Annotated in this window: 17 protein-coding genes; 12 read left to right on the top strand and 5 right to left on the bottom strand. The window is 37.1% G+C overall.

Translation table 11 applies throughout. From position 1 onward, the window contains the following. Nucleotides 1-15: 15 nt before the first annotated feature. Together ACTIEI_RS13670 and ACTIEI_RS13665 are read left to right on the top strand one after the other, a co-directional pair. Nucleotides 16-1284, top strand: coding sequence for a lipopolysaccharide biosynthesis protein (locus ACTIEI_RS13670; protein ID WP_439506854.1), 1269 nt, complete (start codon nucleotides 16-18; stop codon nucleotides 1282-1284). Nucleotides 1285-1290: 6 nt separating this feature from the next. Further along, nucleotides 1291-2082 carry a WecB/TagA/CpsF family glycosyltransferase gene (locus tag ACTIEI_RS13665; protein ID WP_439506853.1) on the top strand — a complete coding sequence of 264 codons (792 nt, stop codon included), beginning with the start codon at nucleotides 1291-1293 and terminating at the stop codon, nucleotides 2080-2082. Nucleotides 2083-2303: 221 nt separating this feature from the next. Here the strand turns inward: ACTIEI_RS13665 and ACTIEI_RS13660 are convergent, their stop codons facing one another. The 4 genes from ACTIEI_RS13660 to ACTIEI_RS13645 form a co-directional block, all read right to left on the bottom strand. Then, entirely contained in the window at nucleotides 2304-2639 is a 336-nt protein-coding gene (locus ACTIEI_RS13660) for a hypothetical protein (protein ID WP_439506852.1), read from the bottom strand. 137 nt (nucleotides 2640-2776) lie between these two features. Then, the gene (locus ACTIEI_RS13655) at nucleotides 2777-4417 is read right to left on the bottom strand and encodes a hypothetical protein (RefSeq protein ID WP_439506851.1); all 1641 of its coding nucleotides are present in this window, start codon (nucleotides 4415-4417) and stop codon (nucleotides 2777-2779) included. After that, on the bottom strand, nucleotides 4407-5801 hold the full coding sequence (locus ACTIEI_RS13650; RefSeq protein ID WP_439506850.1) for an undecaprenyl-phosphate glucose phosphotransferase: 1395 nt from the start codon (nucleotides 5799-5801) through the stop codon (nucleotides 4407-4409). The genes ACTIEI_RS13655 and ACTIEI_RS13650 overlap by 11 nt, the downstream gene beginning before the upstream one ends. 44 nt (nucleotides 5802-5845) lie before the next feature. Beyond that, nucleotides 5846-6514 carry a methyltransferase domain-containing protein gene (locus tag ACTIEI_RS13645; protein WP_439506849.1) on the bottom strand — a complete coding sequence of 223 codons (669 nt, stop codon included), beginning with the start codon at nucleotides 6512-6514 and terminating at the stop codon, nucleotides 5846-5848. Between the two features lie 73 nt (nucleotides 6515-6587). Between ACTIEI_RS13645 and dut the strand changes: the two genes are divergently transcribed. Both dut and ACTIEI_RS13635 read left to right on the top strand, forming a co-directional pair. After that, nucleotides 6588-7037 (top strand): dUTP diphosphatase, encoded by a 450-nt coding sequence (gene dut, locus ACTIEI_RS13640; RefSeq protein ID WP_439506848.1) that lies wholly within the window; start codon nucleotides 6588-6590, stop codon nucleotides 7035-7037. A gap of 294 nt (nucleotides 7038-7331) precedes the next feature. Continuing rightward, on the top strand, nucleotides 7332-7577 hold the full coding sequence (locus ACTIEI_RS13635; RefSeq protein WP_439506847.1) for a DUF6364 family protein: 246 nt from the start codon (nucleotides 7332-7334) through the stop codon (nucleotides 7575-7577). Between the two features lie 18 nt (nucleotides 7578-7595). Here ACTIEI_RS13635 and ACTIEI_RS13630 read toward each other — a convergent pair whose 3' ends face one another. Continuing rightward, nucleotides 7596-8525 carry a hypothetical protein gene (locus ACTIEI_RS13630; RefSeq protein WP_439506846.1) on the bottom strand — a complete coding sequence of 310 codons (930 nt, stop codon included), beginning with the start codon at nucleotides 8523-8525 and terminating at the stop codon, nucleotides 7596-7598. Between the two features lie 64 nt (nucleotides 8526-8589). Here ACTIEI_RS13630 and ACTIEI_RS13625 point away from each other — a divergent pair, with 64 nt between their 5' ends. The 8 genes from ACTIEI_RS13625 to ACTIEI_RS13590 all read left to right on the top strand — a co-directional run bounded on the left by ACTIEI_RS13625 (nucleotide 8590) and on the right by ACTIEI_RS13590 (nucleotide 15156). Further along, nucleotides 8590-8940: a type II toxin-antitoxin system RelE/ParE family toxin gene (locus tag ACTIEI_RS13625; protein ID WP_439506845.1), complete on the top strand. Its 351-nt coding sequence runs from the start codon at nucleotides 8590-8592 to the stop codon at nucleotides 8938-8940. Then, nucleotides 8924-9226 (top strand): helix-turn-helix domain-containing protein, encoded by a 303-nt coding sequence (locus ACTIEI_RS13620; protein WP_439506844.1) that lies wholly within the window; start codon nucleotides 8924-8926, stop codon nucleotides 9224-9226. Before ACTIEI_RS13625 ends, ACTIEI_RS13620 begins: the two co-directional genes overlap by 17 nt. Before the next feature lie 436 nt (nucleotides 9227-9662). Beyond that, nucleotides 9663-10490 carry a DUF4292 domain-containing protein gene (locus ACTIEI_RS13615; RefSeq protein WP_439506843.1) on the top strand — a complete coding sequence of 276 codons (828 nt, stop codon included), beginning with the start codon at nucleotides 9663-9665 and terminating at the stop codon, nucleotides 10488-10490. Between the two features lie 96 nt (nucleotides 10491-10586). Continuing rightward, nucleotides 10587-12050, top strand: a complete 1464-nt coding sequence (locus ACTIEI_RS13610) for a murein hydrolase activator EnvC family protein (protein WP_439506842.1) — start codon at nucleotides 10587-10589, stop codon at nucleotides 12048-12050. Between the two features lie 40 nt (nucleotides 12051-12090). Further along, nucleotides 12091-13575: a glycerol kinase GlpK gene (glpK, locus tag ACTIEI_RS13605; protein WP_439506841.1), complete on the top strand. Its 1485-nt coding sequence runs from the start codon at nucleotides 12091-12093 to the stop codon at nucleotides 13573-13575. Between the two features lie 109 nt (nucleotides 13576-13684). Further along, a complete protein-coding gene (locus ACTIEI_RS13600) occupies nucleotides 13685-13882 on the top strand; it encodes a helix-turn-helix domain-containing protein (protein ID WP_439506840.1) in 198 nt (65 codons plus the stop codon). Between the two features lie 4 nt (nucleotides 13883-13886). Next, nucleotides 13887-14222, top strand: a complete 336-nt coding sequence (locus ACTIEI_RS13595; protein ID WP_439506839.1) for a HipA N-terminal domain-containing protein — start codon at nucleotides 13887-13889, stop codon at nucleotides 14220-14222. Then, the gene (locus ACTIEI_RS13590; protein ID WP_439506838.1) at nucleotides 14215-15156 is read left to right on the top strand and encodes a HipA domain-containing protein; all 942 of its coding nucleotides are present in this window, start codon (nucleotides 14215-14217) and stop codon (nucleotides 15154-15156) included. The genes ACTIEI_RS13595 and ACTIEI_RS13590 overlap by 8 nt, the downstream gene beginning before the upstream one ends. The last annotated feature ends 20 nt before the right edge of the window (nucleotides 15157-15176 follow it).

The following is a 15176-nucleotide window of genomic DNA, read 5'->3' as shown; positions in this document are numbered from 1 at the left end:
AATTGTGGTAAGCCGGTGATAAAAAATTTCATTCAATTAAATGCCCGATACCTTTCTAACTTAAGCACCACCTTTATTTCTCAGGCGGTTAGTGCTTTATCCATTTTGCTATTAACGCCCATTCTATTGCAACAATTGGGTACCACCCAGTATAGTCAATATGGGGTATTGGTCAATATGATTTTGTTTTCGGCCATTTTTGATTTAGGTCTCAATATTGGGTTATTGCGTAAGTTGATTCACAATCATCCCAATAACCTCGCTTTAATCAATACCATTTTCTTCTTTTTCGTTGGGTCTTTATGCTTACTCGCTCCTTTATTTTGGATCTTGTTCTCGGTTGGATTCGTAAAAGTGGAATCCAATTTTTATTACCTCAGTTTTTTTGTTTCGATCATTGTTATCCAAAATTTCCTCGCGCTTTTTTTCGATAATATCATTCAGAGTGCCAATAAAATTTATGTTGGCAGAATTATTAGAATGATTAGAACAGGCATTGAAGCCCTTGCCCTATGGTGGGTAGCACATACGGGTTCTATCTTGTATTTGTTTATCACTACTGCTCTAATAAATACGGTGTATCTGTTCTTTTTATTTGCCTACGCTAAAAAAGAATTTGATTTCTACCTTTCCTGGGCCAATTGTAAATGGTCCTTAATAGTTGAACATATCCAATACAGTTTTTGGTATTTTCAGTCTGCATTAGCGGGGGCCATTGTATTTAATGCGCAAATTGTATTAATCAGCAGCATTGCTCCACCTACCCAAGTAACCCATTACTTATTGATTACCCGTTTTTATGATGTGATAAGAGCTGGACTCACTAATTTTGTAGGGGTTATGTTTCCTTCCTTATCTAAAAGCCAGGCCAATCAAGATTGGGCAGCAATTGCTCGTACCTATCAGAAAGTGGTGTTGCGTTTTGTAGGATTGGCTATTTTGGTAATGCTTTTTTCTATGAGTATTGGGCAATACTTTTTTAAATGGTGGAGTGATGTGAAAGATGCCGATGCACTCATGGCGTTTAATTGCTATGGTATTTTATTAGGACTATTGCTGATCGAAAATGTACCTAATGTTTTTTTAGCAGCTCTTAAAAAGAATAAGTGGCCTTCTGTGGTTTCTACCATTCAAGGGTTGATTGGACTCGCATTAACTTATTTCTTCCTGCCTATTTATGGCATTACTGGTGCAATTATTTCTTTGATTACTGCCTTTTTATTTACGAGTGGGTGGTTTAACTTTGTTTTTATGCGGCAACAATTGAAGCAGCATCTAAAATAAGCGCAATTGGTACAAGTTCTAGGTATTCCCTTTTTTGATCAAGATATTGATGCTGCGGTAAAGTTAGTGTTACAAGTGTGCGAGGATACGGGTCAAGCCGCTAGCTCACCATTCAGCGGCGCTGCGCTTCAGCCGAATCACTGCATCAGTGCTTCGGGTGCGCACGGTTTAGTAGAAGCCCACAACGATCCCGCATTCAAAAATATATTGCAAAACTACTGGCTCAATTTACCCGATGGTATGCCCATTGTTTGGATTGGTAAATGGAAGGGGGCTAAACAAATTGCCCGTTGCTATGGGCCCGATTTTTTTAAAGAGACCATGAAAGCGACGGCTACGCTCCCCATTAAACATTTTTTTTGTGGAGGGAGAGAAGGGGTAGCCAATGAATTACAACAAGCAGTTGCTACGAAGTTTGGAAATCAAAATGTGGTAGGCACTTTCTGTCCCCCGTTCAGACCCATGACCGAAGCAGAAATGGTACAATTGGGAAATGCAATTACACAATCAGGTGCCGATATGGTTTGGATTGGGATTGGTTGTCCCAAGCAAGAAAAATTAGCTTACGAGCTCAAAAAATATACGCAAACGAAATTTTTAATTGCAGTAGGTGCTGCATTCGATTTTCATACGAATCGTGTGAGGCAAGCCCCAAGCTGGGTGCAGCAAATAGGCATGGAGTGGTTCTTTCGCTTACTCATGGAGCCCAAGCGTTTATTTAAACGCTATATCACCGTAATCCCCCAATTCATTTGGTTGAACTTTAAAGAGTTTATAACTAAACTGGTAATCCGATAATAAAATTTTAGGAACCTTGTTATTGTTATATTTTTTTAAAAGATGAATTGATTTCAAAATAGACTCCTTTGCTTCAACAACAGTATCTCCGCCACCATAAATTCCAGTAACATTTTCTGCATATGCGGTGTACTGATCTTTAGTTTTTTCAATATTTATTTTAATCACTCTCATTTTGTGTAATAATATATATATATGTGATTTACAGAGTGCTGAAAAAATTAACAGGCATCAAAAGTGGTGTAAATGAGAATATCTTCACTTTGACAGTGTATTTCTTCATCAGAGTTGTAAACATCTACTCGCCATATAAAAGATAATTCTTCTTTAGACAATTGCTTGAATAAGTTGGTTACAATATATTTAATTTCTTCATTGCAAGAGGCGATTTGATGTTCGGCTTTGACATTTACAACAAATTTTTCACTTTGATATAGTCCACCAAAGTCAACATCGGAAAGCCAAATCTCTGAATATTTTCTATTTGCTTTATTTTCTGCACAGAATATATCCTTGAGCTTTTTCTTTAAGTCATTTATAGATATTGTTGTAACCATGATATCATATTTTTTATTGACAGTAAAAAAGATTCAACATCCGCCTTATTTGTTCCAGTTGAATATCTAAGATTTTCATCCCATTTACTAATAACAGACCAATCTGCACCAAAAATAAATATATTCCTTCCCACCGCTTACCTCAACCCATAACTCATTCCAATTTGGATGGTTGTGTTATTGGCTTTTGCCCCATTGGCTAGGGTCTGTTTCAAGAACTGATAAGATCCGGTGAAGTAGAGGTTATTGATCCACTCATATGATACTTGGAAAAAATAATCGGTTCTTGTTTTCTGAAAATCAGATAAAAATCTTGGCTGTGGTTCTGCGTTGTATTGATCAAAAACGGTACCTGGTCCGCCCTTGCGGATATGCTGCATTCTTAAATAAGTTCTTAATCTAGGAAGCGGGGTATATTTTGCGGTAAGCGTTAATCGATCAAAGTTATTTCCCATCCAATCACCTAATGGATAATCAAACTGGGTATAGTTTTGCGCAGGCAATAAATTGTTATACACAAATTTATTTACACGGGTATATTCTGCACCAAGTGTTAAGTAATGAACAAAGGCATCGGTTACTGATGCACCCAATGTATAACCCAATTGGTTCCTACTTTTTTGGCTATTGAATATAGAAGAGATCCTGATTTCATCAATAAAAATGGATCCATACAAATGCGTATTCTTTAAATGATTCCTTGAACTGATTTGTCCAAAAAATTGTCCATTCGATCCCGCATTGATATTGTAAACACTTCTATTGTTGTCATAAATTTTGAAAAAATTAATGGGGATTAAAAACCCGATGTCCATTTTATCGCTGTACACGATGGATTCCCCTACGGCAATATCTAATCCTTTTAATGGCGTAAAAATTAGGCTATGGGTAGCCATGTATTTTGGAATAAATTGAACCCTAAAATCACCTGCTGCACCGCCACCATTGTATCGGTAACTGGCATTGCTGTCTACTATATTCGAGTTTAACCAAGTATGCGCATAGTTAAATTGCAACCACTTGAAAGGGCTGTAATCGAAGCGGATATAGGGTTGTATGGGTGCTCTATCTGACAATACAATTCTTCCGTTTTCTCCATAGCCCCATAGCAAATGATTGTTTCCTACACTAATGCTACCATTCTTCCAGGTATAACTGATATTGGTTTTAATTACATTAAACGTTCTACTATTTACGCCTGTATTGTTTAGGAGGATAATACCTGTCTCTGGGCTTTCACTCCTAAAAGTATCCATCCCTCTGCCTTGCTCGGCAAAATCTCTGTACGAAAATTGAAAGGCAAATCGTTTGCTCTGTCCCCAAAAATTAATCCCATTTCCGATGCGTCTAAATTGTTTTCCTGAGCCACTCACTTGCATGAAACTGACAAATGGATCGGCATTTAATTGAAAGTTTTTATTGTTGATGAACAATAAGCGCGGTCGCTGATTGGGATCTTTTTTCATGAACTGAAACTTATCATCATTCCCTCCTTCTATTGGTCTAAATTCTTGTAAGTAAAATGCGAGTTCGTCTTTTTCAATCTTACTCAATTGTGCCTGCTTGCTATTTAAACTGTCTAATGCATTGCTGATTTGCATTCTACTGATAGGCCGAATAATGTCTTGAAAATTGATCAACCCTTTTTGCGCCATTCGGTATAAATAGGGATACACTTCACTGTGATGACTTTCAAAAACAGTTTGTGCTTGTGCATTTATTTGAACGAGTAAAAACAACAACACAATGCTGTTGCGGATAATTTTATTAATACGCATTTTGGTCTCCTCTTAAGATATTGATAATGGTTTGTAAAATAATTTGACAATCTAACCAGAATGTCCAGCGATGGATATAATACAAATCAAAGTTGACTCTTTGCTGCATTTCGTTAGTGGTTTTGGTTTCTCCCCTGCAGCCATTTACTTGTGCCCATCCACTGATGCCCGGTAATACAATATGTCGTAACATATAATTGTCTACTGTATGCATGCTCTCTATATTCAATGGAGTGGGATGGGGTCTTGGTCCTACTACCGACATATTTCCTAATAGCACATTTAAAAACTGTGGTAGTTCGTCTAAGTTGGTCTTTCTCAGTATTTTTCCAATCCAAGTGACCCTTGGATCATTTTTGGTGGCTTGCTGGTATTTGCCATTATGGTCTACGTCTTTGCTTTCGGCTACCATGGTCCTGAACTTATAGCAAATGATTTTTTCGTTGTTCAATCCCCATCTTTCCTGCTTAAAAAATACCGAACCTCGGCTGGTTAGTTTAATTAGGAGTGCTATTAAAGGAAAGAGTATAATCCCCACAGTTAAAAAAACCAATAAGGAAAAAGCAATATCAAAAATGCGTTTGATTAATTTATTCTGCCATTTATCTAGGGGTAATTCTATGATGCTAATAGTAGGAAGTAATCCAATATTGTCTACTGTTACCGCTGAGGAGGCAAACTGTTGTAAGTCGGGTAATATGCGCACTTTGGTTTTATGAAAATCGCATACTTCTATACAACGTTGTATTTTGGTGTATTCGGTATTGGGTAATGCAATCACCACTTCGTCTATCTGCTCTGTCTTCAATACTTGATGAAGTGCATCTATTTTACCAAAGTATTTACTGCCGTTGAGTTGGGTGGGTTTATCATCTATAATACCTGCACATTTATAGCCGTAGTAATAATATTTATTAATGGTTTCGTAATAGTTTTTGGCAGATGGAGTGGAGCCCACCAATAAGATTTTGTCGTACAACTTTCCCTCATGTAGGGCAGCATGAATATTTTTTCTCAAATAATATTTAGTGGCAGACACAAATAGGAGCATATATCCTAAGTAGATACCAAAAAAGGTTGCATTGTAGATGGAAGTGCTTTTAACAAAATAGAGCGAGGCAGAAATTAAAATGAAAAAGAGAATGATATTGTAAATGATAAATACAATTTCCTCTGAAAATTTATTAGACCTTCTATCGGCGTATAGTTTGGAAAAAGCGGAGATTAAATACCAGTAAAAAATAGAGACGCCTAAAAATAGTGGGTTGAAAAATCCTCCAATAACCCCGAATAAACTGAACAAAGTAGCCGCATAAGCTAAAAAAATAGATAATGCGTCTGCAAAATAGCGGGTTATATGAAAATAACTCAATCTCTTCTTCATAGATAATATCGGGCGTGAAGATATTGATTCTAGGGCAATACCTTTTACACGCTGAAAGAATGAGCAATAAACGATTTGTTAAAACCTGCAAATTTTTCCTCGTAAATGCGCGATTGAGGAAATAACTGCACCAGCTCATTCTTGGTTAATAATTTGATTTCATCCACTTGTTTCTTGGCCATTTCGGGGTTGTTTATTTTACCAATATGGCCCAATGACAAGTGTTGTGTCATCCAACGTTTTACAATGGGGGGAAGAAATTGAAACAGGGGGAACACCCAATGCGGCTCTATTGGGAACCAGTAATTAGGCGTTTGTATAAAATGTTGTTTACCTACTCTAAGCACTTCAGCTGCCATTTTCTGCTGGTTTTCCCAATTAAATAAGTGCTCTATTACCGAATTGGAAAAAACAATATCAATCGATTGGTCTGCAAACTGGGTTAAAGCAGTTGCATCTCCTTGTACCGATGTAAATGGATGGGGCAGTTGTTGCGCTTCCTCCAAATTTAATAAAATGATGGATACATCGGCTTCATTAAATTGCATCGATTGCCAAAAAGAGTGAGTTCCACCAATATCCAGAATAGTAATGGGCTTGGGTAATTGTTGTAAACAAGCTTTAAAAAAAGTGAAGCGCTTAGAACGCATTTGATGGGATAGCGAATTTTCAACTTGATTGTCTGCTATTTGTTGAAATATTTTACCGCTCATCCGCTCCTATTAATGTTGATTGCCTATTAGAGGAGCAAATTTAAGTAATTTGCTGATACATTACCTTTGGGATATGCCAATGAATCCAATTGACGTTAAGATCATCAACCAGTCGAATAATGAATTGCCTTCCTATGCTACACTAGGTTCTTCAGGGATGGATATTCGTGCTTTTTTGGCACAACCACTGGTTTTAGCTTCTATGGAGCGCAGTTTAGTACCAACGGGGTTATTTGTAGAAATTCCCCTCGGTTACGAAATTCAAATACGCCCCCGCAGCGGACTGGCCATTAAGCAAGGCATTACCTGTTTAAATACCCCTGGTACCATTGATGCCGATTACCGCGGGGAGATCAAAGTGATTTTAATCAATTTATCTGCTGAGCCCCAAACCATAATGCCTGGGGATCGGATTGCGCAAATGATTCTTCAAAAAGTTGAACTGATTCAGTGGGTTGAAGTCAATTCATTAGAGGAAACTTCAAGAGGTAGTGGTGGGTTTGGGAGTACTGGGAAAGAATAATAGTATAATTTTTTTCTTTGGCAGGAAAATCAAATTTTCGTTAGCTAATTTATATATGTATGGATATTCAAAAACTCGTTAGCTAATTTTTGTTTCACAAAAATTAAATGCCTCGTTTTTAAATATCCATACATATTTCTTAAACTAAATCTCTGATTATTTCAAAAAATCTATCTGCAAGTACCTTGAAATATCCCTTTCCCATTATTTAAACGCTATCTGTTATCTTGAATTTAAATTTACTTTTACACTCAGATTGCTTTATCAACCTAATTTGTTCCAACTCATATTATTATGAAAAAGAAACTGACTTTATCAATTGACAGTTCGTTAATAATACAGGGAAAGTTTTATGCCAAAGAGAATAAAACATCTTTATCTCACTTGGTTGAAGTCTATCTTAAAGAGCTTGTTGAGACTTCCGACATTTATGTAATAAGCCCAAAGGTAAAAAGCTTATCAGGGGTGGTTAAATTGCCTAAAAAATTTGATGAGAAAAAGGAATATCGAAAGTATTTAGAGAATAAATACGGTAAATAAACTTTTAATATAATGGCGTTAAGCCATTTTGTGATAGTCAATGGTAAACTTGCATTTCGATTTAAAAAGCCCCAGTACTTTTTCATAATCGTCTCCAAAATCTGAGGGGCGGAGTAAAATATCGCCGACGCCTTCGGTTTGGTAGTTGTTGAATTTTTGGCCAAATTTCACGACTTGTTGCAGTAAGGGTGCGTATGATTCTCTGTATTGTTCTGGATATTTCAGTTTGATGCCTAATACTGGCATTTGAACGGGCCCATTAGTGGTGCCTGAACCATACAAAATGGAGGTTTCCCTCACTTCGGCTATATCCTCCCACAAAATCCACCCACTTCCTATTCCTGCGGGCTCATAGTAAAATCCTTTTTCCGTGGCGATAAATAGGGGTGGCATGCCTTTGAACAATCGTTGGCCAAAAACAATTACTAAAAAATGGGCGATGATATAAAAGATGCCAAAAAAGATTTTTTCGAGGATGGTTAATTGGGTGAGTTGTGTGAGATCAAAAATGCTTTGGGGGGAGAAAAGTATAATATTCAATAATACCGAAAAGCCAATGGCAACCACCAACAAAAGAAGACTTGCCCCTACTTGTTTTGGTGCTTCAATTTTCATCAACAGCTTTGCGTTGGCTGCGTTGGACTTGTCTACAGCGTCCATTTGGTCAACTGCATTTTTTGATTTGAATAATTCTTTGGTGAAATATTGTTGCATCAGTGCCATCACCCCTATTGATACGATGACCAAAACCAATACCATCAGCCCTGTTTCAACAAACTCGATTAGTGGATTGCTTTGTTCCGTTGCCCCTAAGGGGTCGTAATGATAAAATTTCGTAAAAAATTCAATGACCATTATCACAATGATTGGATAGATAATCCACTGTAATTTTTTGATGATATGTTGTTGATTATTGGTCATGTTTGCTATTAAATTTAAGATGTTCATTCCTAATGAATGATTTATAAGTCAAAAAAGTTGTCTTATTGGGCTACTTTTGTATATTTGTATTGTGTATCAATCAAGAAAATACCGAACAATAATAACCTTTAAAAATTATTTTGAGGATTTCCTAAAGAAGCAATCACAGAAAGTTAAAGATAAAATTTTATGGACTTTTTTGCTAATTGAGGATGTCCAACAAGTTCCTGAGACATATTTAAAACATTTGGATGGAACAGATGGGCTTTATGAAATTAGAGTTCAACTTGCAAATGATATATTTAGAATTTTTTGCTTTTTTGATGAAGGTAAATTAGTTGTAATTGTAAATGGGTTCCAAAAGAAAACCCAAAAGACCCCAAAGCAAGAAATTGTCAAAGCTTTAAAAATAAAGGAGGAATATTATGAAAACAAAAAATAATACAAAGACTCTAGCGCTCTTAATTGAAGAGCAATATGGGAAAAAAGGTACTTCTAAAAGAGATAAATTTGATAAAGGTTACGAAAGCTTCAAACTAGGTGCTATGATTCAAGAAGCAAGACTAGAAAAAGGATTGACACAAGAGCAGCTAGCCGAAAAATGCGGTACCAATAAGGCATATATTTCCAAGGTTGAGAATGACATTAAAGATGTTCGTATTTCAACCCTCCAAAAAATTATAGAGGTTGGATTAGGTGGACATCTTAATTTATCAGTGACTCTTTGACTTATTTATTGAAAAATACCCTACTGCTGCATCAATTCTGTCTTTCCAAACTGCTCAAACATCCGAACAACGCTGATTTGATTTTGGTTATCTTTGCAGCCTTTAAATATGGGCATATTGCACATTAATTGCACATTAATTGCACAATGGGCTCACAATGGGCTCAAAATGGACTCATGAGTGTGCAATTGATAAAGTGGGCATGTATTTTGACTGGTAAGAAGGACATTTGAAAAATGAATTTTTAAAATAGTTGATGAGATTATAATGTGGAGGATTTGGGGAAATTGATGGAGATTTTAATTTATATGCGTGGTTTGAAAAATTTGACATTTAAGATTTTTCGAAGAAAAAGATTGCAGGCAAATTTTTCAAACCACGCATAAAGATTGCAGCTAACGAAGATTACCAAATCCCACCTCGTAAAACTGAACAAATGAAAATATTTAAAATAGTATTGCTAATTACCATTCTTGCCAGCTGCAAAACCGTCAAGAAAGTAGCCAGCATAGAAGAAGCCATTGTAAAGAAAGACACGACCCAAACCGTTGTGATCACTGAAACCCCCAAGGTAGACTCTGCCAGTATTGTGCGGGGTATTATGATGAAAGTGGTGACCAATACCATCAATTTCAAAACCTTTAATGCCAAAATTAAAATTGATTACGAGAGTGCGGAGAACAGTGAGAACTACACAGGCTATTTAAGTATTGTGAAAGATTCTTTGATTTATATCCGCATTCGAGGTTCGTTCTTGGGTATTTCTGCGGAGGGTTTACAGGTGAAGATTACCAAAGATTCCGTGGTTTTGGTCAAAAAAGTGGGGGAAAAATATGTGCAGTATCGTACGATTGACTACTTGAAGGAAGCCACTCAAATTCCCTTTGATTTTTACACTTTACAAGACCTGTTGATTGGTAATCCTATTTTCATTACACCCAATATTGTGTCTTATCGTGATGGGCCGCAAAATTTTTCCGTATTAATGGTGGGGGATATTTTCAAACACTTGATTTCTTTGTCTACCGACGATTTCAGGGTAATGCACAGTAAGTTAGATGATGTAGACATTCAGCGGAATAGAACCTGTGCCATCAGCTTTAGCAACTATCAACCCATGGGTACTTACCAGTTTGCTACCCAAAGAAAAATTGTGGTGGCCGAGAAAAGCAAATTGGATATTAACCTAGATTTTAAAGAGTTCAGCCTAAATGAACCGTTAAAATATGCTTTTGAAGTGCCTAAAAATTTCAAGCGTAAGTAATTTAGGGAAACATTTAACGTTATTAGTTCGATCTTGAGCGTGGAATGTATGTGAAGTGAGTTAACAATTAGTTCAATTTTTTATTAAAAATCTGCAATGTTTAAACGAATTCTTTCTCTTTTTATAGTGCTGCTATTGAGTAGCTTGGTGGCTAGTGCGCAAAACAGAGAAGATTTACAAAAACAAAAACAGAGTATCGAGAAAGAGTTGGCCGAGTTAAATCAATTGTATCGCGAGACCCAAAAAAACACCAAAACTTCGGTGAAACAATTGGCCATTATCAAGCGTAAAATTAATGCGCGTGAATCTTTGATTAATAGCATTAATAGAGAAGTAAAGCAATTAGATGAAACCATTTATTTAAATGAGTTGGATATTTATCGCTTGCGCAAAGAACTAGATACCCTTAAAGTAAAATATGCCAAGAGCATTGTGTTTGCTTATAAAAATAGAAGCAGCTATGCTTATCTAAATTTTTTGTTTTCTGCGGGTAGTTTTAACGATGCAATGAAGCGGGTAACTTATTTAAAAAGTTACCGTCAAAATCGGGAAACCCAGGCCAGCACCATTGTTAAGAGTGAGCAGTTATTGCAAGAAAAAATTGGTGTATTAAGCAACAATAAAAAAGAACGTTTGAGTACGCTTGAAGTGCAGAATAAACAATTGGTTGATTTAGAAGAAGACCGCAAAGAACAGGATCAGGTAGTTGCTCAATTAAAGGGTAAAGAGAAAGAATTGAATAAGCAAATTCGCGATAAAGAGAGCCAACGTCAAAAAGTTGCGGTTGCTATTAATGCGGTTATTAGAAGAGAGATTGAAGAAGCAAAGAGACGTGATGAAGCCAAGCGTTTGAAAGCTTTAGAAGATGCACGTAAATTAAAAGCAGCTCAAGATGCTGCGGCTGCTGCTGCGGCACAAGAAAAGAAAAACGCAGCGGGAACAACCACTAAGCCTGCAGCTGGATCAACCACTACAAAGCCCACTACTACTGCGGGTAACACGGTGGCTGCAAATGGGGCAGGGGCTGATAATAGCGCCAGTGTTAATCCTCCCAAACCTACTTTAAACGACCCTGCTACGGGGGTTTCTTCGGCTTCTAAAGATCGTACCTATTCACCTTTAGAATCTACGCCTGAGGGCATGGAATTATCGATCAATTTTGAAAATAATCGAGGGCGTTTGCCTTGGCCTGTGAGTAATGGTATTGTTACGGTGGGATTTGGCACGCAAAGTTATGCGGGTACCAAGTTGATGCAAAAATCGGATGGGTTAGAAATAGCTGTTCCAGTTGGTTCTCCAGTGCGTTGCGTAGCCGATGGGGAAGTGGTTTATGCGGGCGAAGTAGCAGATGAAAATATTGTGCTGGTAAAACATGGTAAATATTTTACGGGCTATAAAAATTTATCTTCTGTTGCGGTTTCTCGTGATCAAAAAGTGAAAGCGGGTACTGTGTTGGGTAAGTCGGGTACTTCTATTGATGGAGAAGGCGGCATTTTATTCATGATTATGAATGATAAAAGCGTTGCACAGAATCCTACGCCTTGGTTGAGATCTAAGTAATTCATCTTACTAATTTCATTATCTTGTTGCAAAGCAATTTATGCAGCAATATATTCTATCTTTTGATCAGGGTACTACGAGTAGTAGGGCGATTGTATTTGATAAAAACGGTGCCATTTTTTCTACTGCACAAAAAGAATTCACGCAAATATTTCCGCAGCCCGGTTGGGTTGAGCATGATGCCAATGAAATTTGGAGTACACAAATAGGGGTTGCCGCAGAAGCCATTACCAAAGCGGGTTTGAGCATTCAAAATATTGCTGCAATTGGCATTACCAATCAACGCGAAACAACTGTTGTATGGGATAAAAAAACAGGCATCCCTGTGTACAATGCCATTGTTTGGCAAGACCGTAGAACGGCTGATTATTGTGATCAATTAAAAACAGCGGGTCATGCAAAATTGATTCAAGAAAAAACAGGATTAATTGTTGATGCTTATTTTTCTGCTACCAAAGTAAAATGGATATTAGACAATGTGGCGGGCGCGCGGGAGCGTGCTGTGAAGGGTGAATTATTAATGGGCACCATTGATAGTTGGTTGGTTTGGAAATTAACGAATGGGCAAGTGCATGTAACCGATGTGTCGAATGCATCGCGTACGATGTTGTATAATATTCATGATTTACAGTGGGATCAAGATTTACTCGAACTTTTTGATATCCCGGCAGCTATGCTCCCTCTGGTAAAAAGTTCTAGTGAAATTTATGGCACTACACAAAGTATTTTGACTTCTCATCCTGTGCCAATTGCAGGTATTGCGGGTGATCAACAAGCGGCTTTATTTGGGCAACAATGTACGCAGCCTGGGATGGTGAAAAACACTTATGGTACAGGTTGTTTTATGTTGATGAACACGGGTGAAAAATCAGTTTCGTCTACCAATCAATTGCTTACTACGATTGCTTGGCAAGTGAATGGGGTTACGCATTATGCATTGGAAGGTTCGGTGTTTATTGCAGGTGCTGTGGTGCAATGGTTGCGGGATGGTTTGAAAATTATTCGGACTTCTGCAGAGATTGAAACCCTTGCTGGCGAAGTGTCTTCGGCCGATGGGGTATATGTGGTGCCTGCTTTTGCAGGATTGGGTGCGCCTTATTGGAATCAACACGCGCGTGGTACGATTGTAGGTATTACGCGTGGTACTACTAGTGCACATATTGCACGTGCTGCAGTGGAGAGTATTGCTTTTCAAACCATGGATGTACTCAAAGCCATGGAAGCAGATTCAGGTATTTCCATTAAAGAATTGCGCGTAGATGGAGGTGCAACTGTGAACAATATGCTCATGCAATTTCAAGCTGATTTATTGCAAACTTCAGTGGTGCGTCCTACTACGGTGGAGACTACTGCATTGGGTGCAGCATATTTGGCGGGATTGGCCGTTGGCTTTTGGAGCTCTGTTTCCGAGATTCAAAGCATTTGGGAAAAAGATCGTGTTTTTGAACCTTCGATGGCGTTGGCATCACGCGATGCGTTAGCAGCTGGTTGGGCCAAAGCGGTGGGGGCTGCGATGAGTTATTAGGGCGTATTTTATACTTAATTAGATATAAATCTGGTGATATTTATTTAATTGTATCTAAAAGCATATAATTTAATAAAAATAACTACTTTTATATTCAAAAGAATATAAAATGAATCCCATTGCCGATTTTGTCAAGAAAAGAAGAAAGCAATTAAAGCTGACCCAAGAAGAATTTGCCTTGAGTGCAGGGGTGGCATTGGTGGTCATTAGAAAAATTGAACAAGGGAAGGAAAATCTAAACTTATCTAGCGTAAACCAAGTATTAAAAATGTTTGGACATACTGTAGGTCCTGTTAGTGAAAAGTAAATACATGAGACAAGCGATTATTAAATACAACCATGTAGAATGCGGTATTTTGAAAGAGTTGGATAATGGTGAATACGAATTTACCTATAGTGAAATGCATGTAAAAAATCATCCTGATTTGTTTGTCAGTTTTAATATGCCTGTTCGTAAACAACCCTATGTAAGTAAAAGATTATTTCCCTTTTTTGATGGGCTCATTCCAGAGGGTTGGTTATTGAATATAGCATCGGAGAGTTGGAAGATTAATAAGTTGGATCGCATGGGACTATTATTGGCTTGCTGTCAAAATACAATTGGTGCAGTGAGTGTTCATCCAATAAAAGAATCAATTGATGCGTAAATGTCTTTATTGTTATGATGAATTAGAAGCTACAGTTGCTGCCGATTATCATGCCGCTTGTAGTAAAAAATTTTTTGGGATTACTGTTGCACCTAAGCTTCCATACCGATTAGATGAAATGGAAAAATTAGCAAAAAATATTGTTGATTTATCCATTACAGTTCCAGGGGTGCAGCCTAAACTGTCATTGGGTTGGATAAAAGAGAAGTTGCAAAATGATCAGGTAAATCGGTTGACCATTTTGAATGCGTTGGATGGAAATTATATTTTAAAGCCGCCAAATGCATTATATAGTCAGATGCCGGAGAATGAGCATCTGTCTATGAAACTGGCAGCGCTTTTTAAGATAAATGTTGTTCCTTCTAGTTTAATCCGACTGGCTTCAGGCGAATTGTGTTATATAACCAAACGCATTGATCGAAAAGCGAATGGAGTTAAAATTCATATGCTTGATTTTTTACAGATCTTAGAATTAGAACATAAATACCTTGGTACTTTGGAAATGTTGGGAAAAAAAGTAGGCGAATTATCTGTTAACACGTTAATGGATAAACTCCTTTTTTTTGAACTAGCTGTTTTTAATTTTATCATTGGTAATAACGATATGCACTTAAAAAATTTTTCCATGATTTTAGGTGATTACGGTTGGACTTTATCACCTGCATATGATTTAATCAATGTTAAAATCATTCTACCAAAAGATCAGGATGATACTGCTTTGAAATTAGGCGGTAAGAAGAAAAATTTTAATAAGGCTTATTTTGATCGATTGGGTGAAGTTTTAGAACTTAAGGAAAAACAGATTGGATCTGTTTATATAAAATTAAAACCTTGGTTAGTGAATGCAACATATCTAATTGAGAAATCCTACTTGCAGGAAGTTGCTAAGAAAGCATACATTGATTTAATTGCGAAAAGAGCTGCAATTTTTTAGGTAAGCCTTTGGTAGGTAAA

The sequence above is a fragment of the Sediminibacterium sp. genome (genome assembly GCF_051860225.1).
Lineage (GTDB): Bacteria > Bacteroidota > Bacteroidia > Chitinophagales > Chitinophagaceae > Sediminibacterium.
Note: the sequence above shows the minus strand (reverse complement) of the source record. Positions and strands in the feature narration are given on the sequence as shown.

What these genes read in the sequence shown, in the direction of transcription:
- ACTIEI_RS13660 (WP_439506852.1), bottom strand. Translation starts at nt 2,639, where the DNA reads ATGGTTACAACAATATCTATAAATGACTTAAAGAAAAAGCTCAAGGAT.
- ACTIEI_RS13655 (WP_439506851.1), bottom strand. Translation starts at nt 4,417, where the DNA reads ATGCGTATTAATAAAATTATCCGCAACAGCATTGTGTTGTTGTTTTTA.
- ACTIEI_RS13650 (WP_439506850.1), bottom strand. Translation starts at nt 5,801, where the DNA reads ATGAAGAAGAGATTGAGTTATTTTCATATAACCCGCTATTTTGCAGAC.
- ACTIEI_RS13645 (WP_439506849.1), bottom strand. Translation starts at nt 6,514, where the DNA reads ATGAGCGGTAAAATATTTCAACAAATAGCAGACAATCAAGTTGAAAAT.
- dut (WP_439506848.1), top strand. Translation starts at nt 6,588, where the DNA reads ATGCCAATGAATCCAATTGACGTTAAGATCATCAACCAGTCGAATAAT.
- ACTIEI_RS13635 (WP_439506847.1), top strand. Translation starts at nt 7,332, where the DNA reads ATGAAAAAGAAACTGACTTTATCAATTGACAGTTCGTTAATAATACAG.
- ACTIEI_RS13630 (WP_439506846.1), bottom strand. Translation starts at nt 8,525, where the DNA reads ATGAACATCTTAAATTTAATAGCAAACATGACCAATAATCAACAACAT.
- ACTIEI_RS13620 (WP_439506844.1), top strand. Translation starts at nt 8,924, where the DNA reads ATGAAAACAAAAAATAATACAAAGACTCTAGCGCTCTTAATTGAAGAG.
- ACTIEI_RS13615 (WP_439506843.1), top strand. Translation starts at nt 9,663, where the DNA reads ATGAAAATATTTAAAATAGTATTGCTAATTACCATTCTTGCCAGCTGC.
- ACTIEI_RS13610 (WP_439506842.1), top strand. Translation starts at nt 10,587, where the DNA reads ATGTTTAAACGAATTCTTTCTCTTTTTATAGTGCTGCTATTGAGTAGC.
- glpK (WP_439506841.1), top strand. Translation starts at nt 12,091, where the DNA reads ATGCAGCAATATATTCTATCTTTTGATCAGGGTACTACGAGTAGTAGG.
- ACTIEI_RS13600 (WP_439506840.1), top strand. Translation starts at nt 13,685, where the DNA reads ATGAATCCCATTGCCGATTTTGTCAAGAAAAGAAGAAAGCAATTAAAG.
- ACTIEI_RS13595 (WP_439506839.1), top strand. Translation starts at nt 13,887, where the DNA reads ATGAGACAAGCGATTATTAAATACAACCATGTAGAATGCGGTATTTTG.
- ACTIEI_RS13590 (WP_439506838.1), top strand. Translation starts at nt 14,215, where the DNA reads ATGCGTAAATGTCTTTATTGTTATGATGAATTAGAAGCTACAGTTGCT.